The organism is Glutamicibacter sp. AGC46, from assembly GCF_053543715.1.
The window spans coordinates 27037-53378 of record NZ_JBLVOJ010000008.1; the positions used below are offsets into that span (position 1 = coordinate 27037).

Consider the following 26342-nt stretch of genomic DNA (forward strand, 5'->3'; position numbering starts at 1 on the left):
CCCCCCCCGGGTCCGGTTTTTCGATTTATTGTCCGGCATGGAACCAGCGGACTGCCCTTGTGCTAGACGTAGGGCTGAAGGAACTTGACTATGCGTTCCATCACCAACGCGCGAGCTTCTGGATCATGCGAGCGAAGCGAGCTGTCGGTGAACAGGTGCTGCTTGCCAGGGTAGGTGAAGAGCTGGGCTATATCGCCGCCCTCTGCTTCAACGAAGCGCTGAGCTGCCTCCAGGTCGCCTTCCTTCGCGAAGAACGGGTCCTGGTCCATGCCATGGATCTGCACCGGGACATTTTCCGGCCACGGCCCGAAGCTCCAGTCGGCGTCCAGATCCACGAAGGATTCGAGCAGGATCGCGGCGATGGCGCCGGGACGTTGCTGCGCGCACTGCTGGGCCAGGGCCGCGCCCCAGGAAGTGCCGATGTAGACCAGCTCTTCGGGCAGTTTGCCAAATAGCTTGTCGACGCGTTCCTGGATCTTGTCCGCGGTCAGCTTGCCTGCCATGCGCATCCCGGCATCGAAATCCTTGGGCAGCTTGCCGGCGTACAGATCCAGTGCGTGCACGGTGTGGCCAGCGGCGCGCAATTCTGCGGCCATCTCCTGCACCCCGGGGGTCAGGCCCTGGACGTGATGGAAAAGAACAATCGTAGCCATGGGTGCTCCTAGCGGTTTCTAGCGTTCGTCGACCAGGTTCTCGATGCGCTGCGGCAAGTGCTCAATGGCCATGTCCCAGCCGGGCATCTGGCTATTGATCTCCACGCTGTACCCTTCGACCAGCATGAATTCTGCGCAGGTAAGGATTTCCTGGCCGGAACCCGTTTCATAGATGAAGGCACGTTTGATGTCCTGCCAGAGCAGGGTTGCGGACTGGTCGATCACGAGGCCGCTCTTGACGACTTCGACGGTGCGCTGGGGGTAGGACATACTCAACTTGCTTTCGGGGTCCTTGGCGGTGTGCTTTGAACAAGTCTAAACCGGCAGCACACCGCCGTGGGGTTATCAAACTGGATTCGGGTAGGACTTCGTTAAGGTTCCCTGCGCATCCAGCTCCAGCAAATAGTCCAGATCCAGCTGCGACAGGAAATGCTGATCGTGGCTGACTACCAGCAACGCGCCCTTATAGGCGCCCAGTGCTTCGCTGAGCTGGCGCACGCTGTCCATATCCAGATTATTGGTGGGCTCATCGAGGATGAGCAGCTGCGCGGCTGGTTCTGCCAGCAGCAACGTCGCCAGATGGACCCGGAAACGCTCGCCGCCGGAAAGCGCCGCCACTGGCCGGTCGGCGCGGGCCCCCCCCAGCAGCAACCGGGCAAGCATATTGCGCACGTCGTTCGCGGTTGCTGCGGGCGCCACCAGCGCCACGTTCTGGATCGCGCTTAGTTGGCCATCCAGGCCGTCCAGGCGCTGGGGCAGGTACCCGACCCGGTCCACGAAGAGCGTTCCGCCCGGTCCGGGGCCGGGATCTTCGCCGGCGAGCATCTGCTGGAGCAGCCGGGTCTTCCCGGAACCATTGGGGCCGACAATGCCCACGCGTTCGGCTCCCTGGATGATGAACTGGTGATCTTCTGCACCTAGCGCCGCGACCTGCTTGCCCGAGGGCAACCGGGGATCGGGCAGCTCGATGCTGATGTGCTCGGCCTGCCGAACCCGCCGATCGGCATCGTCGAGCCTGGCCTGGGCCGAATCGACCTTGCCATCCAGGTTTGAACGCATCTTCCCGGCGTTCGCCTCGGATTTCTGGCGAAGGTGGTTGGCCAGGATCTTCGGCATGCCTCCGGAAAGCTGGGTGGCCCGACCCTTGCGCTTGGCCCGCGCCAACTTCGTTTCGGCCTCTGCCCGTTGGCGCTTTTCCACTTTCAGGGAGGCCTGGGCAGTTCTGGCTGCCTGCTCGGCCGCCTGCTGCTCGGTTTCAAGCTGCTCGCGGTATGAGCTGTAGGGCCCTCCGAAAACGCTGAGCTTCCCGCCGTACAGCTCCACCGTATGCTCCATGAGCTCGAGCAGCTCGATATCGTGGCTCACCACAACCAGTGTGCCCTTCCAAGCACGTACAAGGTCGTAGAGCAATTCACGGGCAGGGCGATCGAGGTTATTCGTCGGCTCGTCGAGCAGCGTGATCGGCGAATCGGCCAGTCGCAGGCCCAGTACCGCCAGCAGCATGACCTCCCCACCCGATAAGGTGGTGATTTGGCGGCCCAGATCCAGCCCGTCGAAGCCCAGCGGCGCCAGTTCAGCTCGAACCCGGGCTTCGGCATCCCAGTTCGCGCCCACCGCATCGAAATCCGCTGGGTCGACACTGCCGGACTCGATAGCTTCCAAAGCCGCCAGGACCTGATGCACCCCCAGCAGCTGGGCGACGGTCGTGTCCTGTTCCAGAGCCAGCGTTTGCGGCAGGTAGCTCAGCGGTGCGTTCGTTTCTGCCGTTCCGCTCGTTGGGCGCAGCTGCCCGGCGATCAGTTTCAGCAACGTCGATTTGCCGCTGCCGTTGGCGCCGATCAACCCGGTCCGCCCGGATGGAAACGTGCCGTCCAGATTGGCCAGGGCGCTTTCTCCCGTGGGCCAGGAAAAGCTGAGGTTGTTCAGGGTAATTGGTGGTGTCAAAGACATGCAGGTCCTCCCGCGAATGCGAAGGGGCTGCCGGCTTGGGGGATCGCAGAATTGGCTCAACCCCGCAGGGGAGCCGGAAAGGAAAAGGATACCGAAGCCGGTAGCCGAAATGAACAAGATGCACCGTTGGGAATCGATGCGGGGTCATCGGCTGGCTCAGTAGGTATCCATGCCAACGAGTGTAGCAGGGGGGAATTGGGGTGTTAACCCCCTCAGTACAAGAAGATCGGGAGCCATTCCCGGTTGTGCGCGTGGACCAGCGCGAGGAACAGGACGAAGTCGAAGATCAGATGCACGCTAACTACATAGGACAAGGACTTGGTCAGCTTGAAGGTATACCCCTGCAGCAGGGCGAAGGGAAAGGTCAGCAACGGCCCCCAGGATTGGTAGCCGATCTCCCACAGGAAGGAGGAGAAGATCACCGCTTGCAGGAGGTTGGCCTGCCAGTCCGGGAAATGCTGGCGCAGCAATGCGAATGCCGTGCAGATGAAGAACAGCTCGTCCCAGATGCCCACCGAATTAACTCCGAGGAAGAGCCGCCAGAAGATGGCTGGGTCCGAGGCGTCCGGCCAGTTCTGGTAGACACCGGTGCTGATCAGGTACACCGGGAGGATGAAGAAGCCCAGGGCCACCACCCCCAGCAAGTACAGCTTCGCTGCCAGCGGCCACTTGCGGCCGGTGTTCACCGGGAACTTGATGATCTGCTCGCGCAAGGCGAAGCGCGAGATCAGCCAGGGCAGCAGGACTGCCGCGGCCAGCGCGCCACCCATTAATGCCATATGCCCCAGGCTCAGGTCGGCATTCAATGGAACCAGGCTGATGACCACCAAACCGGTTGCGATGAGTCCCAGATGCCGTGCAAGCCTGCGGTCGATGAACCCCGCGCACAGCAGGCTCAGCGCCAGCAGGCCGTAGCCCAACAGGTCGTTTTCGGCGCCGAAGAGGAACACTGCGGAACCCGAGAGCAGGGAGGCTGGCAGCAGCTTCCAGCTCATCGCGGGGCGGTGCGATTCGGTTGGTATCTGGCTCACGGACACAAGCATGCCAGCTGGGCCGGCAGAAAGACACAGCCCGCCGCCGCGGAACCAGTGCTTTAAAGCTTCTGGCCCGCATCCGTCATTTCGGCTGCGGGCCAGAAGGAAAATTCTGGAGAAGTGCTACTTCCAGGCGCGGTGCACGGCGACGATGCCACCGGTCAGGTTGCGGTATTCCACGTTCTTCCAGCCAACGTTGACGAACTTGGCACCCAGTTCGTCCTGGTCTGGCCAAGCTGCAATGGATTCAGCCAAGTAGGCGTAAGCGGTCGGGTTAGGGGAAACCAGATAGCCCAGCGCAGGAATGGCGCGCGGCAGGAACTGCTTGTAGGCCGTCTTGATCGGGGCGACGGTCGGAGTGGAGAACTCGGCGACGACGATCCGTCCGCCGGGCTTGGCCACGCGGCGCATTTCGGACAGGGCCTTCTCGGTATCCGCGATATTGCGCAGACCGTAGGAGATGGTCACTGCATCGAAGGTGTTGTCTTCGAACGGCAGGTCGGTTCCGTCTCCGTAGACGAAGTTCAGCTGCGGGTAGCGCTTGCGGCCCTCATCGAGCATGCCGTGGGACATGTCGCAAGCGGTGACGTCAGCGCCGGCTTCCGCGAGCGGGACCGAGGAGGTGCCGGTGCCTGCGGCGAGGTCGAGAATGCGCTCGCCGGGCTTTGGCGCGATCGCTTCGGTGGTGATCTTGCGCCAGTAGTTCACGATGCCGCCGGTCATCAAGGTATTGAGCAAGTCGTAGCGAGGAGCCAGCTTGTCAAACATTTCCTGAACCTGATCGGCCTTCTTGTCCAGGCCTGCGCGCGCATTCTGAGAACTCATGGGTCTAAGTCTTCCATATTTGCGCGCGCCAAGGCGCCGGATGTGGGGCGAATCGCCCTTTAGAGAATCGATTCGAGCCGGGCGTAGCTGGCCTCCATCCCGTCGGTCATTCCGGTGGCGAGCACCATGTCGCGGGTTTGCGCATCTGGGTAGGTGATCAGGATCGTCAGCAGGGTGCCGCCCTGGTTGGATGTCAGCGTTAATTCATTCACCGTGGCCGGGTAATCGGTGCCGATCATTTGCTCCGTGGTCCGCTCGTAGGACTGGGGCAGCGTTTCAAGTACGGTTCCAGTGAAACCGAAACCGGAGCCGTCATCGGCAGATAGCGGTTCCCACCAGTACCGGTAGGTCTCGCCGGCCTCTTGCGCCGTCACGCATTCAGCCAACTGCCATCCGTCGGGGCCGAGCATCCAACGCTTCATGAGTCGCTGGTCATGGTGGGCCTGCCAGACTTGCTCCATTGACCCGCGAACCAAGCGGGTAATGCGCACCTGGGTGTCCGACAGGATCTGTGCGTCGGTGATGAAATTTTCGGCATAATTGCGCAGGTCGATGAGGACTTGCTCGATCTGGCTCATGGCCGAGCGGGTGCCATCGATCATGCCCATGGAGACGACTTGTTCCAGCTCCTCAACGGAATCGAAAACTGCTGTAATCGTCAGTTTTGATCCTTCAGGCGTCGGGTCGAAGGAGAAAACCATGCGGTTGAGGGGCAGGTCGGGGTTCGGAGTGCCGTCGGCGTGCGCAAAGCCGTCGCTGACCTCAAAGAATTTGTGCTCGACGACTTCATTCCAGATCCAGTAACCGTGGAATTCTTCGCCTTCGGGAGAAGTCATGTGGTAGTTCGAGCGTCCACCAGGGGTGGCATCGTGCCGGGTGAAAGTTGCCGGGTATTCCACCGGCCCCCAGAATTTTTCAAGTTGCCGGGCGTCCAGGTAGGCATCCCACAGGCGGGAAACCTTGACCGGAAATTCTGCGTGGACAGTCAGTGAGAGTGCTTCGGAATCTTTGACAACGGATGTGACAGGCATGGGAATGCTCCTTATTTGTCCCCATCGGCGAGGAAATCATCGAGCCGGCTGATGCGTTGGCGCCAGATGTCTTCGAGGGAAGAGAGTAGCTCTTGCGCGTGCCGGATGGTATCCGGCTGCCCGCGAACTATGCGTTCGCGACCACGTGCGATTTTTGTGACCAGACCAGCGGATTCCAATGCCGCGACGTGCTTCTGAACTGCCGCAAAAGACATGTCATAGCTTGCAGCAATTTCCGAAACGCTCACCTCGGCGTTTAGCGTCCGCCGCACGATGTCTCGTCGTGTGGCATCTGCCAAGGCGCGGAAGACCTTGTTTGCCTGTTCTTCGCTCAACTCATATACAACCATTTGGTTGTATGTTACGCCCGGAATGGGCTGGAAGTAAAGAGGTGGATCAGAACTTTTGGAGGTAGTGTACTTATCCCCTATATAATCGACATTGTATAGGTGATATGTCACCTGCGAATTTTAGCCTTGGGATTGCGCGCCGCGGGGCCGCCCCCATGCCACTCGCGAGCAGCCGTTCCCATGTCGGGAACAGGGTGCTGATGCGCATCGTGCGCGGATTTCCGATTTGCCGAACCCGAGGCGGTGGCCGATGCGATCGCATCCCTTGCCTCGGCGAGGCGTCGGGCATGAGCGGAGCGAATTCCCCAGTGCGCCCTGAGGCGACTGCTTGCGCAAAGCCTGGACGGGGCAAGCATCATCCATGGCTCCGGTGATCATGATTCAGCGCTTCTGCAGCGTCGCGCCCAGGATTGCTTGGGCGCGCGTGGCAAGTGGATGCGCTGCCCGGGGCGTTCGAGAGGCCGGATTGTAAAAATATATAGACTGGTCTATTTTTAATTGTATGACTTCCAAAGGAGACCTCACCAAGGCACGGCTCGCAGAGTCCATGCTTGAACTCATCCAGACCAGCGGATACAGCGGCACCGGCCTCAATGCAGTGATCGAGCACGCTGCAGCACCAAAGGGGTCGGTCTATTTCCACTTCCCCGATGGGAAAGAGGGGCTGGGCGTGGCCGCAGTAGAACTGGCCGCCAAGCAATTCGAGACCATGATTATCCAGGTCGCCCAGAGCGCAGGAGGTGCTGCCGAAGCCGCCAAGCTTGCTATCCAAGCGTTGGCCGCCATCATCAGCGATAGCGGCTTCCGCTTAGGCTGCCCCGTGTCAGTGGTGACCTTGGAAATGGGAGACTCAAGTGAACGCCTGCGGCAAGCCTGCGCCACCGCATTCGAGTCATGGATCACTCCGACCACTGCCCTGCTCGAAGCCGATGGCGTGGGCAATGCCCAAGCGAAGTCCCTGGCAACTGTTATCGTCTCGACCATCGAAGGGGCCGCCATCGTTTCCCGGGCGATGAAAAGCACCCGGCCGCTTCTCGCCGCCGCCGACGCGGTAGCCGACCTCATTGGCCTGCGCCAACAGGGCGAAGGGGACCAGAATTGATGCACGGAGCCAACCTTCGCCATGCGCTGGTTTTCGGGGCATCGGGACTAATCGGCAGGCATCTGATCCTTGCCCTCCTCGACGCCCGAACGCAGGTAACAGCAGCTGTCCGGAATGCTGAATCCGCAGCGAAGGTCAAGAATTGGCTGAGCCAGCACGGACTGGAACAAGAGATCAATACCGCGATCGTCGACTTCGACGCCCCTGAAATCCTGGCTGGCGGACCTGCGGCCTTCACCAGCGTCACCGAAATTCACAATTGCGCCGGAACCTACCGATTCGGCATGAGTGCGCAGGAAGCCCGCAGCGCTAATGTTGGCATTGTCGAGAAGCTGGTGGATTTTGCTGCAGCACTGCCAGAGCTGCAGCGCATTGTGCATATTTCCGGCTACCGAGTCGGCGGGCAGGATCCCTCGAAGGTTCCGTGGCCGCAGGACTGCCGCGATCATCTCTACCGGAAACTAGGCGCTTACGAAGCCTCGAAAGTGGAGTCCGACGCGGTCTTCCAAGCCCTCGGCAAAGAACACGGAATCCCTTGGACCATCGTCAATCCGGCCAGCGTCATCGGCCACAGCATTACCGGGGAATCCGACCAGCACATCGGGCTGGCCGGCACCATTGAGCAGCTCTGGGAAGGGAAAACCGCAGCTCTTCCCGCAGGTGACTCGACTTTCTTGCCGGTGCTCACGGTCGACTATATGGCTGCGTTCATGGCGGCCGTGGCCATTGCGCCGGAGGCGATAGGCAAATCCTACTGGCTGCTGGATGATGCCACTGCGCCACTGGGGCGCTTGCTGGCCGAAACTGGCCGGCATCTTGGCGCGAAAGTCCCCAAGCTGCGCTTGCCCGTGGGTCTAATCAAGGCTCTTCCTTCGTGGGTCACCAAAGCCGATCCGGAAACGCTCCACTTCATGTCCGCGGACCGCTATCCGACCGGGCCCGCGATCGAATTCGCCAACCGGCACGGAATCCAGATGCCTGATGTTGGTTCCTCTCTGGAGCGCTGGGCCGACTATCTGGCCGCCCACCGATTCGGGGCCGCGGCATCTGGGGCACGCCGCTATGTAGATGTCGGGGGAGTGAGAACTTTTGAGCTGGGCGACCGCGAGGAACGCCGGTTGATCTTCCCTGGCCTTCCGGTAAATGCCGATACCTGGGCCGCAGTAGCTCAGGGCATTGGCGGACGGGCCGTTGACCTGCCAGGGCTTGGGCTCAGCGGCGGACGGGGCGTCCCGGATTGGGACCGGTGGCTTCCCGCTCTCCTGGCAGGCGGCCCGGTGGATCTGATCGGGCACTCCATCGGGGCAGCCGCCGCCACGCTCGCCGCGGGTCGACTGCCGGGCAAGGTCCGCTCGCTGACCTTGGTTGCGCCGTTTTTCTTGCAAGGGCCCGCAGGGAAGGCGCCAAGGTTCCAGCCGCTGGTCCGCGGCTATTTGCGCCATGCGACCGCGGAGCAACTCTCACGTCAATTGACCGGCAACGAGGCGAGCTCAACTGCCTTGGTCTCCAGCGTCAGCGATCTGAAGCGAAGTACCGCCGCCGCGGTAGCTGGCCATCTCGCCCTGGCGAGTTCCAAGCAGTGGCGCCGGCAGTTGCGGGAGATGCTCGATCGCTATGACGGTCCGCTCCGAATTATCTGGGGAGCCGAAGACCCATTGGACCCCGCCGCAATCCGGCAGCTGGAGTCCCGGCCCGAGGCTGGACTGCACTCCATTCCCTCCGCGGGGCACCACCCGCAGCTGACCCACGAGGATGCCCTGATTGAACTGTTGAAGTAGGGGTTGGAGCACGCCTCTTCTCAAGCATCCCCTCTTCGCCTAGTCTGGTTGGAACTGCACAGAACCATCTTTCCGACGGGGTGAAGGGGGAGCGTGAGCACATCTGCCATCGACTGGTCCAACGCAACTCGCCGCGCACAAAAAGCCCGCGAGCTGCTCTCCTCGCAGGAAACCGGACTGGGCGACCTCCCATTGCGCAATGACGTGCGCGAATCCTGGAAACGGTCGCTGGCCCAAACAGGCTCGGTTCAAGAACCGCCGGTTCTGAGCAACGACCGGTTGCGCCTTGCCCGCGAGCGCAGCGAGCTCCAGCGGATTTGGCCTGTTTTCGAAAAGCTCCTTGTTCCCGCCGCAACCGACGCCAATCTCTTGGTCGCCCTTGCGGATGCCGGCGGAACCTTGTTGTGGGTTGCGGGAAGCACCAGTTCGATGAGCCAAGCCGAGCACGTGGGCTTCATGGCAGGTGCCGACTGGGCAGAAAAGAGTGTTGGCACATCCGCGCCGGGAATGGCGCTGGCAACCGGGGCCGGTTCGCAGGTCTCGGGGGCTGAGCATCTCTATGAGCAAGCCCAGCAGTACAGCTGCTCGGCGGTACCGATCCGCGATCCGCGCACTGGTCAGGTAATTGGCGCAATCGACCTGACCGGTGGCCCGGAAGCCATTGCCACGCACTCCTTGCCGCTGCTGCAAGCGGCGGTCATGGCTGCGGAAACGCAGCTGCTCTTGCCGGGTGCCGGAGTCGTGGCCGATCCCGACTACCTGGACTTGGGGCGCTCTGATGGGGCCCATCTGGGATCAGTGCCGATTTCCCTTCGCCATGCAGAAATATTGACCCTTCTGGCGCACTACCGGGAAGGCCTGAGCACTGCCCAGCTGGTGGAAGAGCTGTTCGAGCGTCCCGATTCCGCGGCCGAGGGCACGGTCCGCGCCGAAATCGTCAGGCTGCGCAAGGTACTCGCGGGCCCAGGCGGGCGTGCCTTGACTTCACGCCCGTACCGCCTTCAGTGGGACCTGCATACGACCCTTGGCCGCCTATGGCGTGCACTGGAGCAGGGCGATCTCGATTCCGCCCTGCCGCTGTACTCCCCGGGCCTGCTGGCCCGCTCCCAGGCGCCAGGCATCGTCTCGCTGCTGTACCGGACCGAGGCCGCGCTGCGTGAAATGGTGCTGGATCGAGGAACTGCGCATCAGCTGCTGAACCTGGGCCGCCAGCTGGCTGACCCTGGCCTCTTGCGAGCTGCCTTGCGCGAATTGCCTGCGCAATCGCCAGCGCGCTCACTTGTCGTCGCCGAGGTCCAGGCCCTCGAGAACTAGGTTCCTTGCCATTGCCGTTCCTCCCGCCAGGCACGAACATGCCATTGCGGTCATCTGGGATCCCGTTGCAACCTGACTGCAACCTTCGTGTGACTAGAGTCACAAGCAAGGTTCCGCGATGATGCCATCGCGGCCAGGACATCCGACTAAGGAGACGTGGAGCAATGGCGGTTTACGCAAACCCGAATACCGATGGAGCACTGGTCAATTTCAAGCCGCGCTACGAGAACTACATCGGCGGTGAATGGGTAGCCCCGGTCAAGGGCATGTACTTCGAGAACATCACCCCGGTCACCGGCAAGGTCTTCTGCGAGGTGGCCCGTTCCACCGCAGAGGACGTCGAAGTAGCACTGGACGCGGCGCATGCGGCGGCTGGCGCCTGGGGCAAGACCAGCCCGGCCGAACGCGCAGTCATCCTGAACAAGATCGCGGACCGCATCGAGGAAAACCTTGAAATGCTCTCCGTGGCCGAGACCTGGGATAACGGCAAGGCGATCCGCGAGTGCCTGAATGCCGACCTGCCGCTGGCAGTTGACCACTTCCGCTACTTCGCCGGCGCCATCCGCGCCCAGGAAGGCAGCCTCTCCCAGCTCGACGAGGACACCACCGCGTACCACTACCACGAGCCGCTGGGCGTGGTCGGGCAGATCATCCCGTGGAACTTCCCGCTGCTCATGGCCGTGTGGAAGCTCGCCCCGGCCCTGGCTGCCGGCAATGCGATCGTGCTCAAGCCCGCCGAGCAGACCCCGGTCTCCATCCTGGTTCTCATGGAACTGATCGGCGACCTGTTGCCGGCAGGCGTGCTGAACGTGGTCAACGGCTTCGGCGTGGAAGCGGGCAAGCCGCTGGCCTCCAACAAGCGCATCCGCAAGATCGCCTTCACCGGCGAAACCACTACCGGCCGGCTGATCATGCAGTACGCGTCGGAAAACCTGATCCCGGTCACCCTGGAACTGGGCGGCAAGTCCCCGAACATCTTCTTCGAGGACATCGCTGCCAAGGATGACGCCTTCTACGACAAGGCGCAGGAAGGATTCACGCTGTTCGCGCTGAACCAGGGTGAAGTCTGCACCTGCCCATCGCGTGCGCTGATCCAGGAAAGCATCTATGACCGCTTCATGGGCGATGTGGTGGCCCGCACCAAGGCCATCAAGCAGGGACACCCGCTGGATACCGACACCATGATGGGTGCCCAGGCATCCAACGACCAGCTGGAGAAGATCCTCTCCTACATGGACATCGGCAAGTCCGAGGGCGCCAAGGTGCTGCTCGGCGGGGGACGGGCGGATCTGGGCGGAGAGCTCTCCGGCGGCTACTACGTGCAGCCGACCATCTTCGAAGGCACCAACGACATGCGCATCTTCCAGGAGGAGATCTTCGGGCCGGTGGTCGCGGTGACCAAGTTCAAGGACTACGACGACGCGATCTCCATCGCCAACGACACCCTGTACGGATTGGGTTCGGGGGTGTGGAGCCGCAATGGCAACGTGGCCTACCGTGCCGGCCGCGCCATCCAGGCCGGACGCGTGTGGGTCAACCAGTACCACGCCTACCCGGCGCACTCGGCCTTCGGCGGCTACAAGTCCTCGGGCATCGGCCGCGAGAACCACCTGATGATGCTGGACCACTACCAGCAGACCAAGAACCTGCTGGTTTCCTACTCGGAAGACAAGCTGGGCTTCTTCTAGGAGCAGTAGCTGCCACGAGCAGCATGAGATGACAACAGACCTCGAAGGTGCGGGGCCAGCCGGGACGGCGTCCGGGGATCGATTGGCCTCATCCCCCGCACGCCAGCCGGCACCCCGCACCTTCGAATGCCATGCAAAGGACAAAGTACATGAGCAAGATGAAAGCTGCAATAGTCGAAGGCTTCGGCGAAGAGTTCCAGGTGAAGGACGCCGCGATCCCCGAGCCCGGCCCCGGCCAGGTGCTGGTGAAGCTGATCGCCTCGGGCGTCTGCCACACCGACCTGCACGCCGCCGAAGGCGATTGGCCGGTCAAGCCGAAGCTTCCGCTGATTCCCGGGCATGAAGGCGTGGGCATCGTGGAAAAGCTCGGCGAAGGAGTCACCGAGGTCGCGCTCGGGGACATGATCGGCAACGCGTGGCTGGCTAGCGCCTGCGGGCACTGCCAGTACTGCCGCACCGGCTGGGAGACGCTGTGCGAAGCCCAGTCCAATGGCGGGTACTCCGTGGACGGTTCCTTCGGCCAGTACATGCTGGTGGATTCCCGCTATGCCGCGCACATCCCGGAGGGCTCGGATCCCCATGAAATCGCGCCGGTGCTGTGCGCGGGAGTGACTGTCTACAAGGGCCTGAAGATGACTGAGGTCAAGCCCGGCCAGTGGGTGGCTATTTCGGGTATCGGCGGACTGGGCCATATCGCGGTGCAGTACGCGGTGGCCATGGGCATGCGGGTGATCGCCATTGACGTGGCCGATGACAAGCTGGCGCTGGCCTCGAAGCATGGAGCGGAAATCACCGTCAATGCCTTCGCCCAGGACCCGGCCGAGATCATCCAGCAGAAGGTTGGCGGAACGCACGGCGTGCTGGTTACGGCGGTGCATCCAAAGGCGTTCGGGCAAGCGATCGGCATGACCCGGCGCGGCGGAACGATCGTGTTCAACGGGCTGCCCGCCGGTGATTTCCCCGCACCCATTTTCGACATCGTGCTCAAGGGCCTGACCATCCGCGGATCGATCGTGGGAACACGGCAGGACATGATCGAGGCGCTGGAATTCTATGCGGCAGGGAAGATCAAGCCGACCTTCCATACCCGCCCGCTGGAAGATATCAACGCCGTATTCGACGAAATGCGCCATGGCAAGATCGATGGGCGCGTTGTCATCGACTACGCCGGCAAGGCGTAGCCGGATCCGCAATGGTTGATGGCACGGTACCGGATGCGGCTTTTCGAAGCGGCATCCGGTACCGGTGTCCTGGCCGCCCTGGCCGAGCGATGGACGGTGCGGCCCAAAAAGAGGACACTGGCCACAACGAGATAAATCCGGACGTGGACAACGAGGCAGGAGCAGGACATGAGCACCGTAACCGAAACGCGCGCCGCAATCGAGGGCGAAGAGTTCTCGCGGGTGGCCTTCACCTCCGAAGCCCTGGATCTGCTGCGCAAGCTGTGGGGGATCCACGGCCCGCTGATGTTCCACCAGTCCGGAGGATGCTGCGACGGGTCCTCGCCGATGTGCTATCCGGCCGGCGAGTTCCGCACCGGGGGATCGGACATCCGGCTCGGCGTGCTTTCCCTGGACGGCGCTGATGGCACCGCCCTGGGCGACATCGATTTCTGGATGTCCAAGGAGCAATTCGAATACTGGAAGCACACCAAGCTCACCGTGGACGTGGTCAACGGGCGGGGATCCGGTTTCTCCGTCGAAGCCCCGGAGGGCAAGCGCTTCTTGATCCGCAGCGAGATCATCGAGTTCCCGGCTGGCCCGAACCCCGACTAGGCTTGGCCCATGCGACTGTGGTCCCTGCACCCCTCATTGCTCGACGCCAAAGGGCTCGTTGCCTGTTGGCGTGAAACACTGCTGGCCCAGAAGGTGCTCGCAGGCCAGACCAAGGGCTATACCGGGCACCCGCAGCTTCTCCGGTTCAAGGCGCAGCCCGCCCCGCTGGTGCATATGGGCGGCTACCTGCAGGGCTTGTGGGACGAAGCGGCTGTCCGGGGCTATCGCTTCGACGCCGCGAAGATCCTGCATCCGGCAGCCGCCGCGCAGCTGGAAAAGATCCCGGTCACCCAGGGGCAGGTGCACTTCGAGCGCGAGCACCTGCTGCGCAAGCTCTCCGTCCGGGATCCCGCGCGCATCGCCCGCTTGGAACCGGCAGGGCAGGTGGCCCTGCATCCGCTGTTCGTGCAGGTCCCGGGGCCAGTGGAGGCCTGGGAGAAGGATGCGCTCGCCAGCGGATGAGCTGCTGGCCCGGCAAAATCCTAGAGCAGCTCTGCGCGCAACTGTGCGGGGGACTTGGGCGAGAGCAGCCCCGGGGCCACATCGTAAACGGTCTGCGCACCGGTGATGCCGCGCTGGTTCATCCGGAAGGCGGCCCGGGCGTAAGCCACCAGCACGCTGGAAGTGAATTCCGGGTTGGAGCCAAGTGCCAGCGAATACTCGATGACCTGCTTCTGCTCGTCGCTGGTATTGCCCGAACGGATCACGAACCCGCCATGCGGCATATTCGAATGCTCGGCGGCCAGGGTCTGCTCGTCGATGAACTGCACCGTGGTGTCGTACTGGTCGAAGTAGTGCTCCATGGTCACGATGGCTTCGCGCACCGACTCCGGATCGGCACCGTCTTGGAGCACGACAAAGCATTCGCGCTGGTGCTTCTCGCGGGTGCTCAAGGAAGGGCGCTCGCCGGCCCGGACCCGGTCGATAGCCTCCTGGCTCGGGATGGTGTACTGCACGCCGGCGGCGACGCCCGGGACGCGGCGGATCGCATCCGAATGCCCCTGGCTCAGCCCGCGGCCCCAGAAGGTGTAGGTTTCGCCGTCGGGCAGCAAGGCCTCCCCGAAGACCCGGTTGATCGAGAACATGCCCGGATCCCAGCCCACGGAGAGCAACGCGGTCTTGCCAGCTGCCTTCGCTGGGCCGTCGATGGACGCGTAGTACTCGGGGATGCGGGCGTGGGTATCGAAGCTGTCCACGGTGTTGAACAGCGCCGCGAACTTCGGGCCCTGCTGCGGCAAGTCCGATTTCGAGCCGCCGCAAAGGATCAATACGTCGATCTGTGCGGCGTGCTTTTCCAGCTCATCGATGCCGAACCGCCGTGCTGGCTGAGCCAGTTGGAGGGCCTGCGGGTCACGGCGGGTGTAGACGCCCACCAGCTCCATATCCGGATTCTTGGCGATCGCGGCTTGGACGCCGCGTCCCAGATTCCCATAGCCAGCAATACCGATGCGGATCTTTGAAGTCATGCCTGCCGTTTCCTTGGGGGAGTGAAGTTTGCTCAGCCGCGGATGGGCTAAATACTTCGGATTATGCCAACGAATCCCGGGGCAGTGAAACCCTTGACCCTCTATGACCCCGGTCTAGCCGAACAGGCGCTTGAAGAAGCCCTTCTTCGGTTCGGCTTCGTGGCCCTGGCAGCGGTCCTTATTGGGGACATTGCGCATAGTTGCTTCAACGTGCTGGCCGCAGCCAGCCCACGTGGTCTTCTGGCAGATCTTGCATTGAACCTGGCGGCACATAATTTTTTCCTTGGGGTAGTGGTTAGGACAGGGAGAGGAAGAGCTTTTCGAGTTCTTCGACGCTCAGGCCGTCTTCTTCCTCGGAAGCCTTCTCGGGATCGGCGATGCAGTACTGCATCGCGGTGGAGACAATGGCGAATCCGGCGCGGTCCAACGCGGTGGAGACGGCGGCCAGCTGAGTGACTACCTCTTTGCACGAACCATCGGTTTCCACGGCGTTGATCACCGCATCAAGCTGGCCTCGGGCACGCTTAAGGCGGTTGAGGATCCGCTTGCGGGTCGCTTCGTCAGCAGTACGCATCAATTTCTCCTTGGTACGGGTAGCGGGTTAGTCGTCTTCTGCAATTTCGGCATCCAGGTGTTTGAGTTGGACGAGCAACTGCTCCATAGCGCCAGAGCTCAACGCTCCGGGTTTTGAATGTACAAGTATCCCATCCTTGAACGCCATGAGCGTCGGTATGGATGCAATCCGGGCTGCCTGCGCCAAATCCGGCTGGGTTTCGGTATTCACCTTGGCGAAGGCGATTTCAGGATGCGCCGCGGATGCTTCGTCGAAAATCGGGGCAAAGCCGCGGCAAGGACCGCACCAAGGCGCCCAGAAATCCACGAGCACCAGCCGGTTCCTTGCGATGAACCCAGCGAAGTTCGAAGCTGACAATTCAAGCGGCTTCATCGGGTTTCTCCTTTCAGAACGAGCGGGCAGCGCGCCCCCATCGCCGGAATTTTGTTGCACAGCAGCACCAATGCGCCCGCGAGGGCTGCAACCGCAACTACGACCAGCCCGCCGGGAGCCGGCAGTTCCTGGCTGAGCACGAACACGCCCATGGCCAAGACGAAGTAGCCAAAACCCTTGCGCAAAGCGCGTTCGTCGATCCTGCGCGAAAGCCGTGCGCCGATCAACGAACCGAGGATCGCGGTGGTCGCCAGCCCTGCGGCCAGCGGCCAATCCAGTGCAACTGAATTCAACTGCCCGGCCAGGCCAGTGATCGAATTCAGGGTGATCACCAGCAGGGAGGTGCCCACCGCCTGTTGCATGGACAGCCCGGCCAGCAAAGCCAGTGCAGGGACGAGCAGGAAACCGCCTCCGGCACCGACCAGGCCGGTGACCATGCCAATGCCCAAGCCGACCGGGGCGGACAGCCACAACGACTGTGTTGCGCTGCCAGTGTTTTTCCGTCCGCGGATCATCCCGCGGGCACCGGCCAGCATGATGATCGCGAAACCGAGCATCAGCAGCTGGGCAGGGATCCCGCTGGCCAGCAGCCCGCCGCCAAAGGCGCCAAGCATGCTGGTGGCCGCGAAGACCATCCCCTGTTTCCAACGCACATTGGCCTTGCGGGCATGCGGGATCAGGCTCGTTGCCGAGGTCGCACCGACCACCAGCAGGGAGGTGGCGATCGCTTCCTTGGCGGGCAACCCGGCTACATAGCTGAGCAGGGGAACCATCAGGATTGAACCGCCGCCGCCGAACAGTCCCAGGGACAGCCCGACGATGCTCGCTAGTGCAAGGGCCAGAACCAGCAGCGGTCCGAACTCCATGGCCTACTTCTTTACTTTGTTCCAGGGCATCTTGCCCAAGAAGCTGATCATCGGGCAAGAATCCCGCAGGGCTGAGAACACCAGTCCGCCACCGATGGCCGCCGAAAGATAGGCGAACTTCGGGGAGATGAACTTCGCTCCGAGCAACCCGGCGAGCACCACGGAACCTGCGGTCATGCGCATCTGGCGGTCCAGCGCCCAACGCTGCACGCCGCGCACCATGGTGCCGCCGGCATTTTCGTAGGCGGTGACGCCGCCAAGCAGTACCGTGCTGTGCTCGATCTGTTGCTCCTGCAGGGCACGCTGCGCCTTGGAAGCACGGTTGCCGCTGTGGCAGATCAGCACCGGCTTGCCTGGAATCTTGGCGAGCACCTCGGTGGCGTTGGCGGTGAATTCTTCGAGCGGCACGTTGTACGAGCCGGGAATGTGGAGGGTTTCGAATTCGCCCGCGGTGCGCACGTCAATCAAGGCGAGGTCCGTGTCGGGGGCTTCTACCAGGCATTTAAGTGCTTCGGCGTCCATGGTGGTCAAAGGGGTAGTCATTGAATGCAGTTCAGCTTTCGTGGCGGGGGTGGCTAGTTGGCGAAGGAGGACCAGCCGAGGTAGCTGCCCTCAAGCTCGACGACGTTGTAGCCGGCATCGCGCAGTGCGCTGGCGGCCACGGCATTGCGCATGCCGCTTTGGCAGTAGGTGACGATGGTGCCGCCGGCGGGCAGCTGATCGAGATTCCACAACACCCGTCCGCCGGACAGCTGCTTGGCGCCCGGGATATGCCCGGCGGCGAACTCGGTCTTGTTGCGGACATCCAGCAGCATCTCGTACTCGAAATCGTCCAGCTGTGCCGGGGTGATCGACTTCGGCTTCACCGTTGGCAGGCCTTCCAAGCTGGTGGTGAAACCCTTGACCGCGTCGATGCCCACGCGCATTAGGTGGGCGCGGATCGTCGCGGCGTGTTCGCCGGTCTCGGCCAGCACGATCAGGGCGCGTTGGTCCTTTTCCGGATCGTAGGCCCAGGCGCCGAAGCTGGCGGTCTTCGCCGTACCCGGGATGGACAGCGCGCCGGGAACGGTGCCTGCGGCGATCTGGGTGTGCCCACGGGTATCGACGAACACCGAGACCCCCGCCTCCAGCTGCTGGAGGAGCTGCTGGACGGGTATTTCAGCTAGGGGGTCGAGCTGGCCCAGGATGGCTGGGCCCAGGCGGTTCTGCCGCTTCATGCGGCCGAAGTAGGCGTGGGCGTCAGGCTGGCCGTTGAGCAGTTCGGCGATGAAGCCGTCCTGGTCGTCGTTGGCCAGGTAGGTGCTCCACCAGGCGAACTCGCGTTCGTAGCCCAACGTGGTGGAAGGGACCGCGCCCAGCGCTTTGCCGCAGGCGCTGCCCGCGCCGTGGCCTGGATGCACCTGGATGTAATCGGGCAATTCTGCCAGGGTTTTCTTCAGCGAAGCAAAGAGATCGCGGGCGCCTTCGAAGCGGGTATCGACACCGCCGGCGGCCTCGTCCAGCAAATCCGGACGGCCTAGGTCGCCGGCGAAGATGAAGTCGCCGGAGAGCAGGTAGCCAGGGTCTTGGCTGAAGGCTCCGTCGGTGATGGCGTAAGCCAGGTGCTCCGGGGTGTGGCCCGGGGTGTGGCGGGCGGCGATGCGCAGGTTGCCCAGCGTGATGATATCGCCATCCATCAAACGTTCTGCCTCGAATCCGTACTGCCAATCTTTGCCGCCCTCGCCCGAAACGTAGCTGGTGGCGCCGGTGGCGGCGGCTAGTTCGCGGGTTCCGGAAAGGTAGTCGGCGTGGATGTGGGTTTCAGCGACGGCCGTGATGCGCATGCCGTGCTTGGCAGCCAGGGCAAGGTAGTCGGCGATGTCGCGGCGCGCGTCGACCACGAGAGCTTCGCCTTTGGCCTGGCAGCCGATGAAGTAGCTGGCCTGCGCGAGATCTTCGTCGTAGAGGCGTTCAAGCAGCATGGTTGGTTCCTTTCAAGGTGGATTGGAACCAGACTAAACTATACCCCCGGGGGTATGTCAAAAATACGGGTGGGGGTATGTGCGGAGGCCCGCAATGCCGCTAGGTGGGAAAGGTGTTTTTATGCCCGGGTGAAAGTGCGCAGCCAGCCGGTTAGCCGCAGCTGCTCCGCGGGGTCCAAGGTTGCCAATAGCTGCAGGGTGCCGTCGTCTGCGGGGCGCAGAATACCCAGGTGATCGGCTGGAACATCGGACATCGCCTCGCCAGCCGGGGAATCGGGCGATGCGCTCGCCGCCCTGGAGATGAAGACCTCGTCGGGTGAACCGTTCCAACCCTCGAGGATCGAGATGGTGCCTTCCAGCAGGCGCAGGGCCTCGTGCGCGTGGATCCATGCGGTGGCATCCTTGGCAGCCAGCTCGAACCCGGCTTCGGGAACAATCTTGCGCAGGCCCGTGGCCAGGACGCGCGCTTTCGCGCTGAGCCCCTCGGCCTGGAAGGCGGCTACCGCATCCAGGCGCTGTGTCATGCGCGCGAAGTCCTGCTCAATGCTTTTCCTGCTTGCGAAAATGCCCATGCTCCTATCTTCGCCTACCTTGGGAAAGGCTGTCGAGGTGCTCGGCCAATCGGGTGCTGGCGCGGGAGAGGTGCTGGGCCAAAACCTCTGCCGCGCCCTGGGCATCGCCGGCGGCGATGCATTCGAGCAGGCGTTCATGTTCGCTGGCGATGTCCGCGGTGTTCAGCAGCGTTGCATCCTGGACGTGGGTCATGCACAGGCGGATCTCATCGCTGAGCTGGCCGTAGATTGCGCTGGTACGGGTCGAATCCAGGGCCTGGACCAGTGCGGAGTGGAAGCGGACATCCGGATCGACGATCTGGATCGGGGAAGCATCGCGCAGTGCGGTGATTTCGGCATTGGCCTCGCGTGCAGCTTCCGGGACCTGTCCGGTGCTGGCCAGCAGCCGCACGGCCTCTGCTTCGATGATGGCGCGGGTGCGGTAGATGTCGCGGGCGTCGGCGGATGAGAGCAGCGTGACTTTCGCGCTCTGATGCGCGTTGCGCGTCAGCAGGCCGCTGGCAACGAGGTTCTCCAGCGCGGCCTTGGCGGTTGGCCGGGCCACTTCATAGTGCGCGGCGACGTCCACTTCGCCCAGCGGGGTGCCGGGGGACAGTTCCCCGCTGAAAATCCGGGCACGCAGTGACTTGACGACGGCCTGAACCACGGAAACCACACCTAAACGGGCCGCCATCAGGGTCCTTTCGAGCCGCGGAAAATTTACCTAACAAGTATCCCATGAATAGTACTACTATGGCTTGTATACTTGTAAGACAATTTTCGTATTCGGCAAGCGCCGCTTGCCAACTGCACAGGAGCGCACCATGGCATTGAGCACGCCAGCACTCGGAGAAACGACGGTTTCATCCGGCATCCTCGATCTGGTCGGCGACCAGGATCGCGTCAAGACCCGATCCATCGACCGCGTTGCCTACGCCTCGGATGCCTCGCACTACCTGTACACGCCGCAAGCTGTCGTGCTGGCCAAGGACGCCGCGGAAGTCTCCGCCCTGCTGGCTGCGGCCGCGCGCGGCAACCAGCCGGTCACCCTGCGCTCGGGCGGCACCTCGCTGGCCGGGCAAGCCAGCGGCGACGGACTGATGATTGATGTGCGCCGCAACTTCCGCGGCATCACCGTGCTCGATAACGGAGCGCGCGTGCGTGTGCAGCCCGGTGCCACCGTCCGCCAGGTCAACGCGCGCCTGGCCGTCTATGGCAGCAAGCGGGGGCCGGATCCGGCCAGCGAGGCGGCCTGCACCATCGGAGGCGTGATCGCGAACAACTCCTCGGGGATGGCCTGCGGCACCGAATTCAACACCTACCGCACCCTGGAATCCATGACTTTCGTGCTCCCCTCGGGTACCATGATCGACACCGCGGATCCGCAGGCCGACCGCAAGCTGGCCGCCGCTGAACCGCAACTGGTCGCCACGCTGGACAAGCTGGGCCAGCGCGTGCGCAGCAACCCGGCCTCGGTCGCCAAGATCGAGAAGCACTTCGCGCTGAAGAACACCATGGGCTACGGCATCAATGCCTTCCTGGACTACGACACCCCGGCAGAGCTGATGGCACACCTGATCATCGGCTCCGAGGGCACCCTGGCTTTCGTCGCCGAGGCCGTCTTCCGCACCGTGCCGATCCGCAAGCTGGCCATCGCCACCTTGGCCGTCTTCGATAACCTGGATCTGGCCACCCGGGCGCTGCCTGAACTCGTGGATTCCGGCGCCGCCACCCTGGAGCTGATGGATTCCACGTCGCTGCGCGTGGGCCAGTCGCTGCCCGGCGTGCCGGATGCCATCATGGGCTTCGACGTCGACCAGCAGGCCGCCTTGCTGGTCGAATACCATGCGGACACCGAAGAGGAACTGGCCGGGCTGCGCTCCGCTGGCCAGTCGCTGCTCGACGCATCGGCATTGCGCGCCCCAGCGGTGCTGTCCCCAGATGCGAAGAACCGTCAGGCCGCGTGGAAGTTCCGAAAGGGCCTGTATGCTTCGGTGGCCGGTGCCCGCGCCACAGGCACCACCGCGCTGCTCGAGGACGTCGTGGTCCCGGTAGAGTCCTTGGCCGAAACCTGCGACAGCCTGCAGGAGCTGTTCACCGAGTACGGCTACGCTGATTCGGTGATCTTCGGCCACGCCAAGGACGGCAACATCCACTTCATGCTCACCGACCGTTTCGAAGGCGATGTGGCGTTGAACCGCTACAACTCCTTCAACGACAAGATGGTCCAGCTGATTCTGGACAAGGACGGCAACCTCAAGGCGGAGCACGGCACCGGCCGCGCCATGGCGCCGTTCGTGCGCGCGCAGTACGGCGATGAGCTCTACGAGGTGCACCTGGAGCTGAAAGCCGCCTGCGACCCGCGCCTGATGATGAACCCCGGGGTGATCATCGACGAAGACCACGCCGCGCACATCCGCAACATCAAGCTCAACGAGACCATCGAGATCGAGGCCGACCACTGCGTGGAATGCGGCTATTGCGAGCCGGTCTGCCCGTCCAAGGACCTGACCCTGACCCCGCGCCAGCGCATCGTCGTGCGCCGGGCCATCGCCAAGGCCGAAGCCGAGGGCAACGCCGAGCTGGCGGCCGAACTGGAGCGCGACTACGAATACAACGGCGTGCAGACCTGTGCCGTGGACGGCATGTGCGTCACCGCCTGCCCGGTGGGCATCAACACGGGCCTGCTGGTCAAGCGCCTGCGCCGCGAAGACGCGCACCCGGTCCTGGAAGCCGGCTTCAAGGCCGCGGCCAAGGGATGGGGACCTGCCACGCGCGCTGGGTCGCTGGCCCTGAGCATCGCCGATAAATTCCCTGCTTCGCTGGTCCGCGGTGCCACCGATGCTGCGCGCAAGGTGGTCAGCACCGACACCATGCCACGTTACGATGCCGACCTGCCTGGTGGAGGCAAGGCGCGCAAGCCCATGGCCGGCAACTTGGGTGCAGCTGGCACCGAGCCGCTGGCCATCTACCTGCCAGCCTGCGTGAATTCGATGTTCGGCCCTGCAGGAGACGGGGAAGGAGTCGCCCCGGCGTTCACCAAGCTGCTGCACGCTGCTGGCGTCTCGGTTTACGTTCCCGAGGGCATTGAATCCACCTGCTGCGGTACCCCGTGGACTTCCAAGGGCTACGAACAGGGCCATGAGGTCATGGGCCAGCGCGTGCTGGAAGAAGTCCGTGCGGCCATGCCGGGCAAGGACCTGCCGATCATCTCCGATGCCTCCAGCTGCACCGAAGGCTTTGCGCATACCCTGGCCGAGCATGGCTACGAAGTGGTTGACCTGCTGGCGTTCACTTCGCAGCACCTGCTGGAGAAGCTGCCAGCGCTCGAGAAGATCTCCTCGGTCACCTTGCACCCAACCTGCTCGTCCACGCAGATGGGCCTGAACCCGGACATGCAGAAGATCGCAGAGGCTGTGGCAGATACCGTGAACACCCCGGTGAACTGGGGCTGCTGTGGTTTTGCCGGTGACCGCGGCATGCTGCATCCGGAGCTGACCGAGTCGGCTACCGCTCGCGAAGCTGCCGAGGTTCGTGAACTGGATGCGCAGGAACACGCTTCGTGCAACCGCACCTGTGAACTGGGCATGACCCGTGCGACGGGCAAGGAATACCGCCACATCGTTGAACTGCTGGCAGACGCCGCCAGCAAGTAGAGGTCGGAGCAAAGCCGGCGGCGTCGAGCGGCATTAAGCCATGGGTACGCGCAATGGTTGCTTGCCGGGAGTCAGGCTGCGAGGTCTTCGGGGCCGTCCTTGGGCTTCAGCCGTTCCTTGAGTTGCTGTATCCATTTCGAGTCGCGTCTCAATTGCGGGAACGGCTTGTGCGCGTAGCCCGTGGCTGGTGGCGCGGTGGACTTGTAGGACATCGCCGAGCCGGGACAGATCATGATGGTGTGGCCGTTGCCGTAGGTCGTGTATTCGTACCAGCCGGCGGCTTCCTTGGCCTTGTTGCAACTAGCGCATCGGCCATCGCCGTTGAAGACGGTGCTCTTGCCTCCGCGGGCGTATTGCTTGACGTGGTCTATTTCCTCCACGATGCCGTCGCAGAACGGGGTGCGGCAGTGCCGGTCGCGGATCGCGATGAACTTCTTGAGCTTTTCCGGGAAGATCCGGGCTTTGGAGTCCATGGCGATCAGGTCCTGGTCGCCGGGTGCGGTGTAGAGGCGGGCGAGTTCGGTGCGCACGTCGAGCTGTTCGATCAGCTCCGTGGTGGGTTTGGCGTCCATTTGGTCGAAGGTCAGGCTGTTGGGGATCTGGTGCCCGCTGATCCATTCGCGTACGCTCTGGGCGGGGATGAAGCCGTAGCCTTCCAGGTAGGCTGGTTCGCGTTCGCCGGCGAACAGGGCCCGGTCGGTCATGACTACTGCGACTTGCAGGGCGATGGGCATTTTGGAGGGTTCGCCGACCATCATGTAGCTGAAGAGCAGGTCGGCGCGGATCTGGGTGCGGGTGCGGGGGTCGCCTTTTTTGCGCAGGGTTTTCGATTCTTCGTCGAGGTAGCGTTTGAGGCACATGCCCTGCAGCAGGGGGTATTCGCCGTGGATGATGATGCGGCCGTGCTGGTCGTCGATTTTCAGGGTGAGGTTGCGTTGCTCTTCGACGGTTTTCTGCTTGATGGAGTCGGGGTCGGAGATGTAGGCCAGGGCGAATTTTCGGACTGTTTCCCTGATTTGGGTGGTGCCCATGGATTCGAACATGTGCGGGTTCTGGGCGTAGAGCTGGTCGAATTCGGTGCGGCGCTGGGGTTTGAGGTCTTGAAGCGGGGTGAGGATGGCTTGGGTTTGGGCTTCGGTGAATTCGCCGCGGGCGCAGGCGGCGGCGAGGTTCGGGGTGTCTTCGAAGAGGATGCGGCAATTGACCAGGTAGTTGCGCATGCCGTGCGGTGATTGCTTGCGGGCCAGGGCGACGCAGGCGGCTGCGCCGCGGGTTTGGTCATCGAGGTGGACGCCGCGTTCTTCGTGGTCGCGGACGTATTCTTTTTCGATTTGGTGGGCGAGGCCGGCCTGTTTGCAACGTGCTGCGGAGATGAGGGCTTCCAGCAGTTCGATGCCGTGGGCGCAGTCGGCTTTGCTGCCGTGTTCTTCGAGGGCGGAGAGGTCGTTTTGCACGGTTTGGACGTGGAGGTCGAATTCCTCGGGGGGTGCTGGTGGGGTGAGGCTGTTTCCGTGCGCCTTTGCTTCGGACATGTTCTAATTATACTTCGCTTGTTCGAATATGTCTTCTAGTAGTGTGGAAAACTTCAGGGGTTTTCGATAGGCGCTAGTGCGCGAAGCGGAATAAAATGCATAAATATGCATTCCTGATCATGAAATCCATCTCAAAAGCTGACTGCCGAGCGATGCGCAAATACGGCTAATGCCCAAGAAGAAGCGGGAATTAGTGCGAACCCGCCGGATTCCTGAAAAGTCGGGACCAGCTGGATTATGACATGATATTCCAGTTCAGAACTTCCACGCGCAGCGCCCGGCCGCATCCTAGGCAGGGGCGAGGCAGCACCACCATTTCCCTTGAGGATCCGCGATGAACCGCAAACCGTCCGTGAGCTCCAGTCCGGCCACCCTGCTGGGCGCGCAGCTGCGCCGCCGCAAGTCGATCACGAATATGATCGCCGAAGCGGAAACCAATGCAGGGGCAGGCCAGCTGCGCCGCACCTTGGGCATGTGGCAGCTGACCATGATCAGCGTCGGCGCCACCATGGGCACCGGCATCCTGGTGATCCTCGGCGATACCGTGCCGATCGCCGGTCCGGCCATCTGGATCTCGTTCGTGATCGCGGGCATTACCGCGCTGCTTTCGGCGGTGTCCTACGCCGAAATGGCCGGCATGGTTCCGGTTTCCGGCTCCAGCTATTCCTATTCCTATGCCACCATGGGAGAAGGCATCGCCTGGATCTGCGGCTGGTGCCTGGTGCTCGAATACGCGGTGTCGGTGGCTGCGGTGGCCGTGGGTTCGGGCCAGTACGTGAACGAAACGTTGCGCACCTTCGGCATGGAGCTGCCCGAGCTGCTGGCTGGCGGCCCGGCCGACGGTGGCGTGGTGAACCTGCCGGCGCTGATCGTCGTCGCACTGGCCACCTTGCTGCTGGTGCGCGGGGCGCGCGAGTCGGCCATCGTGAACTCGATCGTCGTGGCCATCAAGGCCGGCATCCTGCTCTTCTTCTCGGCCGTCGCCTTCAGCGCTTTCAATGCGGGCAACTTCGAGCCGCTGCTGCCAATGGGCGCCGCCGGCGTGACCGCGGCGGCATCGAGCGTGTTCTTCTCCTATATCGGCTTCGACGCCGCCTCGACGGCCGGCGAGGAAGCCAAGAACCCGAAGCGCGACCTGCCCCGGGCGATCATGCTCTCCATGCTGATCGTGACCATCAGCTACGTGCTGGTGGCCGTTTCGGCGATCGGCGCGCGCGAATGGAACTGGTTCGAAGGCGCACAGGCGCCGCTGGTGCAGATCATCGGCGAACTGACCGGGCAGCCGGCCTTCGTGCTGGTCTTCGCGGTCGCCGCCGTGCTGGCCATCGCCTCGGTAGTGCTCACCGTGCTCTACGGCCAGACCCGCATCCTGCTGGCCATGTCGCGCGACGGGCTGGTGCCGGCGGTGTTCGGCAAGGTCTCGGCCCGCACCGGCACCCCGGTCGCCGGCACCTGGATCACCGGCATCCTGGTGGCGGTCACTGCCGGGTTCATCCCGCTGGGCGCACTGGCCGACGCCACCAGCATCGGCACGCTGTTCGCCTTCGCGCTGGTCGGCGCCTCGGTGATCTACCTGCGCAGAACCCAGCCCAAGGCCGAGCGCACCTTCCGCGTGCCGCTGTACCCGCTCACCCCGATCCTGGGCATCTTCGCTTGCCTGTTCCTGATGAGCCAGCTCGGTTGGCATACCTGGCTGGTGTTCATCATCTGGATGATCGTCGGCGCAGCGCTCTACCTTGGCTACGGCCGGCGCCGTTCGCGCCTGGGCCAGATGAGCGCGCAGGACTACGCGGCCAGCCACGGAAACGAAAAGTAGCTGCGCGCAGCACGCAGCAAGCAGGCGGGGGGCCGGCATGCCCAAGGC

At 63.1% G+C, this 26342-nt stretch carries 26 protein-coding genes; 9 read left to right on the forward strand and 17 right to left on the reverse strand.

Annotated elements, in window-relative coordinates; all coding sequences use genetic code 11:
• Positions 1-62: 62 nt before the first annotated feature.
• The 7 genes from ACNPM8_RS02930 to ACNPM8_RS02960 all read right to left on the reverse strand — a co-directional run bounded on the left by ACNPM8_RS02930 (position 63) and on the right by ACNPM8_RS02960 (position 5843).
• Positions 63-653 (reverse strand): dienelactone hydrolase family protein, encoded by a 591-nt coding sequence (locus ACNPM8_RS02930; RefSeq protein WP_448939276.1) that lies wholly within the window; start codon positions 651-653, stop codon positions 63-65.
• A gap of 18 nt (positions 654-671) precedes the next feature.
• On the reverse strand, positions 672-923 hold the full coding sequence (locus tag ACNPM8_RS02935; RefSeq protein ID WP_105658992.1) for a hypothetical protein: 252 nt from the start codon (positions 921-923) through the stop codon (positions 672-674).
• Between the two features lie 75 nt (positions 924-998).
• Positions 999-2603, reverse strand: coding sequence for an ABC-F family ATP-binding cassette domain-containing protein (locus tag ACNPM8_RS02940; RefSeq protein WP_448939277.1), 1605 nt, complete (start codon positions 2601-2603; stop codon positions 999-1001).
• Between the two features lie 212 nt (positions 2604-2815).
• On the reverse strand, positions 2816-3598 hold the full coding sequence (locus ACNPM8_RS02945; RefSeq protein ID WP_332594993.1) for a CPBP family intramembrane glutamic endopeptidase: 783 nt from the start codon (positions 3596-3598) through the stop codon (positions 2816-2818).
• A 162-nt stretch (positions 3599-3760) separates the two neighbouring features.
• A complete protein-coding gene (locus ACNPM8_RS02950) occupies positions 3761-4462 on the reverse strand; it encodes a demethylmenaquinone methyltransferase (RefSeq protein WP_013347526.1) in 702 nt (233 codons plus the stop codon).
• Positions 4463-4521: 59 nt separating this feature from the next.
• Positions 4522-5493: an SRPBCC family protein gene (locus ACNPM8_RS02955; RefSeq protein ID WP_448939278.1), complete on the reverse strand. Its 972-nt coding sequence runs from the start codon at positions 5491-5493 to the stop codon at positions 4522-4524.
• Between the two features lie 11 nt (positions 5494-5504).
• Positions 5505-5843, reverse strand: a complete 339-nt coding sequence (locus ACNPM8_RS02960) for an ArsR/SmtB family transcription factor (protein WP_105658988.1) — start codon at positions 5841-5843, stop codon at positions 5505-5507.
• Positions 5844-6345: 502 nt separating this feature from the next.
• Between ACNPM8_RS02960 and ACNPM8_RS02965 the strand changes: the two genes are divergently transcribed.
• The 7 genes from ACNPM8_RS02965 (at position 6346) to ACNPM8_RS02995 (ending at position 13962) form a co-directional block, all read left to right on the forward strand.
• Positions 6346-6945, forward strand: coding sequence for a TetR/AcrR family transcriptional regulator (locus tag ACNPM8_RS02965; RefSeq protein ID WP_105658987.1), 600 nt, complete (start codon positions 6346-6348; stop codon positions 6943-6945).
• Positions 6945-8723: an alpha/beta fold hydrolase gene (locus ACNPM8_RS02970; RefSeq protein ID WP_448939279.1), complete on the forward strand. Its 1779-nt coding sequence runs from the start codon at positions 6945-6947 to the stop codon at positions 8721-8723. Before ACNPM8_RS02965 ends, ACNPM8_RS02970 begins: the two co-directional genes overlap by 1 nt.
• 93 nt (positions 8724-8816) lie before the next feature.
• On the forward strand, positions 8817-10037 hold the full coding sequence (locus tag ACNPM8_RS02975) for a GAF domain-containing protein (RefSeq protein ID WP_448939280.1): 1221 nt from the start codon (positions 8817-8819) through the stop codon (positions 10035-10037).
• A 164-nt stretch (positions 10038-10201) separates the two neighbouring features.
• Entirely contained in the window at positions 10202-11725 is a 1524-nt protein-coding gene (gene adh / locus ACNPM8_RS02980; protein ID WP_402697711.1) for an aldehyde dehydrogenase, read from the forward strand.
• 149 nt (positions 11726-11874) lie between these two features.
• Positions 11875-12906 (forward strand): alcohol dehydrogenase AdhP, encoded by a 1032-nt coding sequence (gene adhP, locus ACNPM8_RS02985; protein ID WP_105658983.1) that lies wholly within the window; start codon positions 11875-11877, stop codon positions 12904-12906.
• Positions 12907-13074: 168 nt separating this feature from the next.
• Positions 13075-13500: a DUF779 domain-containing protein gene (locus ACNPM8_RS02990; RefSeq protein WP_013347532.1), complete on the forward strand. Its 426-nt coding sequence runs from the start codon at positions 13075-13077 to the stop codon at positions 13498-13500.
• A 9-nt stretch (positions 13501-13509) separates the two neighbouring features.
• Positions 13510-13962 carry a pyrimidine dimer DNA glycosylase/endonuclease V gene (locus ACNPM8_RS02995; RefSeq protein ID WP_105658982.1) on the forward strand — a complete coding sequence of 151 codons (453 nt, stop codon included), beginning with the start codon at positions 13510-13512 and terminating at the stop codon, positions 13960-13962.
• Positions 13963-13982: 20 nt separating this feature from the next.
• On the opposite strand, the gene ACNPM8_RS03000 is transcribed toward ACNPM8_RS02995, so the two are convergent.
• The 9 genes from ACNPM8_RS03000 to ACNPM8_RS03040 form a co-directional block, all read right to left on the reverse strand.
• Positions 13983-14966, reverse strand: coding sequence for a diaminopimelate dehydrogenase (locus tag ACNPM8_RS03000; RefSeq protein ID WP_332595311.1), 984 nt, complete (start codon positions 14964-14966; stop codon positions 13983-13985).
• 114 nt (positions 14967-15080) lie between these two features.
• Positions 15081-15239, reverse strand: coding sequence for a hypothetical protein (locus ACNPM8_RS03005; protein ID WP_166650877.1), 159 nt, complete (start codon positions 15237-15239; stop codon positions 15081-15083).
• Positions 15240-15261: 22 nt separating this feature from the next.
• The gene (locus ACNPM8_RS03010; protein WP_105658980.1) at positions 15262-15540 is read right to left on the reverse strand and encodes a metal-sensitive transcriptional regulator; all 279 of its coding nucleotides are present in this window, start codon (positions 15538-15540) and stop codon (positions 15262-15264) included.
• A 27-nt stretch (positions 15541-15567) separates the two neighbouring features.
• Entirely contained in the window at positions 15568-15912 is a 345-nt protein-coding gene (gene trxA / locus ACNPM8_RS03015) for a thioredoxin (RefSeq protein ID WP_105658979.1), read from the reverse strand.
• Positions 15909-16778, reverse strand: coding sequence for a sulfite exporter TauE/SafE family protein (locus ACNPM8_RS03020; protein ID WP_133835054.1), 870 nt, complete (start codon positions 16776-16778; stop codon positions 15909-15911). The genes trxA and ACNPM8_RS03020 overlap by 4 nt, the downstream gene beginning before the upstream one ends.
• 3 nt (positions 16779-16781) lie before the next feature.
• Entirely contained in the window at positions 16782-17321 is a 540-nt protein-coding gene (locus tag ACNPM8_RS03025; RefSeq protein WP_105658977.1) for a rhodanese-like domain-containing protein, read from the reverse strand.
• A gap of 32 nt (positions 17322-17353) precedes the next feature.
• The gene (locus ACNPM8_RS03030; protein WP_448939281.1) at positions 17354-18739 is read right to left on the reverse strand and encodes a rhodanese-like domain-containing protein; all 1386 of its coding nucleotides are present in this window, start codon (positions 18737-18739) and stop codon (positions 17354-17356) included.
• 119 nt (positions 18740-18858) lie between these two features.
• Positions 18859-19311 (reverse strand): hypothetical protein, encoded by a 453-nt coding sequence (locus ACNPM8_RS03035; protein ID WP_105658975.1) that lies wholly within the window; start codon positions 19309-19311, stop codon positions 18859-18861.
• Between the two features lie 4 nt (positions 19312-19315).
• Positions 19316-19984, reverse strand: coding sequence for a GntR family transcriptional regulator (locus tag ACNPM8_RS03040; protein WP_105658974.1), 669 nt, complete (start codon positions 19982-19984; stop codon positions 19316-19318).
• Between the two features lie 130 nt (positions 19985-20114).
• Here ACNPM8_RS03040 and ACNPM8_RS03045 point away from each other — a divergent pair, with 130 nt between their 5' ends.
• A complete protein-coding gene (locus tag ACNPM8_RS03045; protein ID WP_448939282.1) occupies positions 20115-22946 on the forward strand; it encodes an FAD-binding and (Fe-S)-binding domain-containing protein in 2832 nt (943 codons plus the stop codon).
• A gap of 71 nt (positions 22947-23017) precedes the next feature.
• On the opposite strand, the gene ACNPM8_RS03050 is transcribed toward ACNPM8_RS03045, so the two are convergent.
• Positions 23018-24478 carry an HNH endonuclease gene (locus ACNPM8_RS03050; RefSeq protein ID WP_448939283.1) on the reverse strand — a complete coding sequence of 487 codons (1461 nt, stop codon included), beginning with the start codon at positions 24476-24478 and terminating at the stop codon, positions 23018-23020.
• Positions 24479-24812: 334 nt separating this feature from the next.
• Here ACNPM8_RS03050 and ACNPM8_RS03055 point away from each other — a divergent pair, with 334 nt between their 5' ends.
• Positions 24813-26294, forward strand: coding sequence for an amino acid permease (locus ACNPM8_RS03055; protein WP_402741994.1), 1482 nt, complete (start codon positions 24813-24815; stop codon positions 26292-26294).
• Positions 26295-26342: the final 48 nt, after the last annotated feature.

What these genes read in the sequence shown, in the direction of transcription:
- ACNPM8_RS02930 (WP_448939276.1), bottom strand. Translation starts at nt 653, where the DNA reads ATGGCTACGATTGTTCTTTTCCATCACGTCCAGGGCCTGACCCCCGGG.
- ACNPM8_RS02935 (WP_105658992.1), bottom strand. Translation starts at nt 923, where the DNA reads ATGTCCTACCCCCAGCGCACCGTCGAAGTCGTCAAGAGCGGCCTCGTG.
- ACNPM8_RS02940 (WP_448939277.1), bottom strand. Translation starts at nt 2,603, where the DNA reads ATGTCTTTGACACCACCAATTACCCTGAACAACCTCAGCTTTTCCTGG.
- ACNPM8_RS02945 (WP_332594993.1), bottom strand. Translation starts at nt 3,598, where the DNA reads ATGAGCTGGAAGCTGCTGCCAGCCTCCCTGCTCTCGGGTTCCGCAGTG.
- ACNPM8_RS02950 (WP_013347526.1), bottom strand. Translation starts at nt 4,462, where the DNA reads ATGAGTTCTCAGAATGCGCGCGCAGGCCTGGACAAGAAGGCCGATCAG.
- ACNPM8_RS02955 (WP_448939278.1), bottom strand. Translation starts at nt 5,493, where the DNA reads ATGCCTGTCACATCCGTTGTCAAAGATTCCGAAGCACTCTCACTGACT.
- ACNPM8_RS02960 (WP_105658988.1), bottom strand. Translation starts at nt 5,843, where the DNA reads ATGGTTGTATATGAGTTGAGCGAAGAACAGGCAAACAAGGTCTTCCGC.
- ACNPM8_RS02965 (WP_105658987.1), top strand. Translation starts at nt 6,346, where the DNA reads ATGACTTCCAAAGGAGACCTCACCAAGGCACGGCTCGCAGAGTCCATG.
- ACNPM8_RS02970 (WP_448939279.1), top strand. Translation starts at nt 6,945, where the DNA reads ATGCACGGAGCCAACCTTCGCCATGCGCTGGTTTTCGGGGCATCGGGA.
- adh (WP_402697711.1), top strand. Translation starts at nt 10,202, where the DNA reads ATGGCGGTTTACGCAAACCCGAATACCGATGGAGCACTGGTCAATTTC.
- adhP (WP_105658983.1), top strand. Translation starts at nt 11,875, where the DNA reads ATGAGCAAGATGAAAGCTGCAATAGTCGAAGGCTTCGGCGAAGAGTTC.
- ACNPM8_RS02990 (WP_013347532.1), top strand. Translation starts at nt 13,075, where the DNA reads ATGAGCACCGTAACCGAAACGCGCGCCGCAATCGAGGGCGAAGAGTTC.
- ACNPM8_RS02995 (WP_105658982.1), top strand. Translation starts at nt 13,510, where the DNA reads ATGCGACTGTGGTCCCTGCACCCCTCATTGCTCGACGCCAAAGGGCTC.
- ACNPM8_RS03000 (WP_332595311.1), bottom strand. Translation starts at nt 14,966, where the DNA reads ATGACTTCAAAGATCCGCATCGGTATTGCTGGCTATGGGAATCTGGGA.
- ACNPM8_RS03005 (WP_166650877.1), bottom strand. Translation starts at nt 15,239, where the DNA reads ATGTGCCGCCAGGTTCAATGCAAGATCTGCCAGAAGACCACGTGGGCT.
- ACNPM8_RS03010 (WP_105658980.1), bottom strand. Translation starts at nt 15,540, where the DNA reads ATGCGTACTGCTGACGAAGCGACCCGCAAGCGGATCCTCAACCGCCTT.
- trxA (WP_105658979.1), bottom strand. Translation starts at nt 15,912, where the DNA reads ATGAAGCCGCTTGAATTGTCAGCTTCGAACTTCGCTGGGTTCATCGCA.
- ACNPM8_RS03020 (WP_133835054.1), bottom strand. Translation starts at nt 16,778, where the DNA reads ATGGAGTTCGGACCGCTGCTGGTTCTGGCCCTTGCACTAGCGAGCATC.
- ACNPM8_RS03025 (WP_105658977.1), bottom strand. Translation starts at nt 17,321, where the DNA reads ATGACTACCCCTTTGACCACCATGGACGCCGAAGCACTTAAATGCCTG.
- ACNPM8_RS03030 (WP_448939281.1), bottom strand. Translation starts at nt 18,739, where the DNA reads ATGCTGCTTGAACGCCTCTACGACGAAGATCTCGCGCAGGCCAGCTAC.
- ACNPM8_RS03035 (WP_105658975.1), bottom strand. Translation starts at nt 19,311, where the DNA reads ATGGGCATTTTCGCAAGCAGGAAAAGCATTGAGCAGGACTTCGCGCGC.
- ACNPM8_RS03040 (WP_105658974.1), bottom strand. Translation starts at nt 19,984, where the DNA reads ATGGCGGCCCGTTTAGGTGTGGTTTCCGTGGTTCAGGCCGTCGTCAAG.
- ACNPM8_RS03045 (WP_448939282.1), top strand. Translation starts at nt 20,115, where the DNA reads ATGGCATTGAGCACGCCAGCACTCGGAGAAACGACGGTTTCATCCGGC.
- ACNPM8_RS03050 (WP_448939283.1), bottom strand. Translation starts at nt 24,478, where the DNA reads ATGTCCGAAGCAAAGGCGCACGGAAACAGCCTCACCCCACCAGCACCC.
- ACNPM8_RS03055 (WP_402741994.1), top strand. Translation starts at nt 24,813, where the DNA reads ATGAACCGCAAACCGTCCGTGAGCTCCAGTCCGGCCACCCTGCTGGGC.